General features: G+C 67.2%; 1 protein-coding gene. It reads right to left on the bottom strand.

Annotated elements, in window-relative coordinates:
* Nucleotides 1-176 precede the first annotated feature (176 nt).
* On the bottom strand, nucleotides 177-1,331 hold the full coding sequence (locus ACGFH9_RS30790) for an IS701 family transposase (RefSeq protein ID WP_393226380.1): 1,155 nt from the start codon (nucleotides 1,329-1,331) through the stop codon (nucleotides 177-179).
* Nucleotides 1,332-1,380: the final 49 nt, after the last annotated feature.

Here is a 1,380-nt window from a genome sequence, read left to right as displayed (position 1 = left end):
CTAGTACTGCTACGGAGGTTCGTTACTTTTGGCGGCTTCGAGTCGTTTGCGGTAGTGGCTGGCTTTCGCTTGGGCTTGCCGGTGACGGCGCCAGTGTGACCAGTGCAGCACGTGGTCGGCTGCGGCGCGTCCGGTGAGGACGAGTTTGGTGAACAGGCGGCGGATTTCGTTGCTGCTCAGGGGGATGAGCGTGTCTGGGGCGGGATCGTCGCCCCCTTTTCGGGGTCCTTGTCGGCTGCGGTGGCGCGGGTGGCGGCCAGGAACGCGGCGGCGGTCATGGCCAGGGTGATGTGGGCGTACCAGGCGTCGTAGCGGCGGACCTGGTACTGGTCGAGGCCGACCTCGTTCTTCGCGGTCTGGAACGACTCCTCGACCGCCCACCGGGCCCCGGCCACGCGGACCAGTTCCCGTAGCCGGGTGCCGCGCGGGCCGAAACACACGTAGTAGGCGATGTCGGTGGGATCGCTGATGCTGCGCCGGGCCAGGACCCAGCCGCGACGCTCGTGTGGGAAGCTCTCCCGGATCGGTAGCCGCGCCCAGTCGTAGCGACGTGGGCCGTGCGCGCCGTCACCACAGGACAGCCTCGTCCACGATCGGGCCGGCAGCTTGGCGATCAGGGCGTCGACCCGGGTGGTGGTGAACAACCCGGAGGCGACCTGGTCGTCGCAGCGGGTGGCCATCACATACGAGATGTCCTGTTCCTGCAGCCAGCCGCGCAGGCCCGGGTTCTGCCCGTAGGCCTCATCGGCGGTGAACCACGCGAACGGCACCCCAGCGGCGATCGCTCGCTGCAGCATCGCCCGCGCCTGCTGCGGCTTGGTCGCGAACACCACCTCATCAGGGATCGCCGCGTCCCGACACCGCTGCCGGTCCTCGGTCCACGACTTCGGCAGATACAACTCCCGGTCGATCAACGCCCGCCCCTTACCAGAGGCATAGCACAGGAACGTGCCGATCTGACAGTTCTCCGTCCGCCCCGCCGTCCCCGAATACTGCCGCTGCACACCCGCCGACCGGGTCCCCTTCTTCAGGAACCCAGTCTCGTCAGCAACCACCACCGCAGCAGGATCGCCGAGATGTTCCACCACATAGTCGCGAACATCATCACGGACCGCGTCGGCATCCCAACACGGGCTACACAGCAGCGCCTGCATCCCGTCCGGCGACCGGTCACCAGCCTGCTCCGCGAGAGTCCACCCGTTACGCCGCTCCAACGGCGACAACAACCCCCGCACATAAGCGAACGCCCGCTTCCGCGGCTCCACCCGCGAGAACCGGCCCGCGATCAGGGCAAACAAGTCACCCAGCCCGTCTTCCCACGACTCAACCAACCCAACGCTAACCACAATGAACCAACGAGCCGCATCCACCCGAAGTTGC

Source organism: Micromonospora sp. NPDC049102, from assembly GCF_043197485.1.
Lineage (GTDB): Bacteria > Actinomycetota > Actinomycetes > Mycobacteriales > Micromonosporaceae > Micromonospora.
This window is presented reverse-complemented; position numbering and strand designations above follow the sequence as displayed.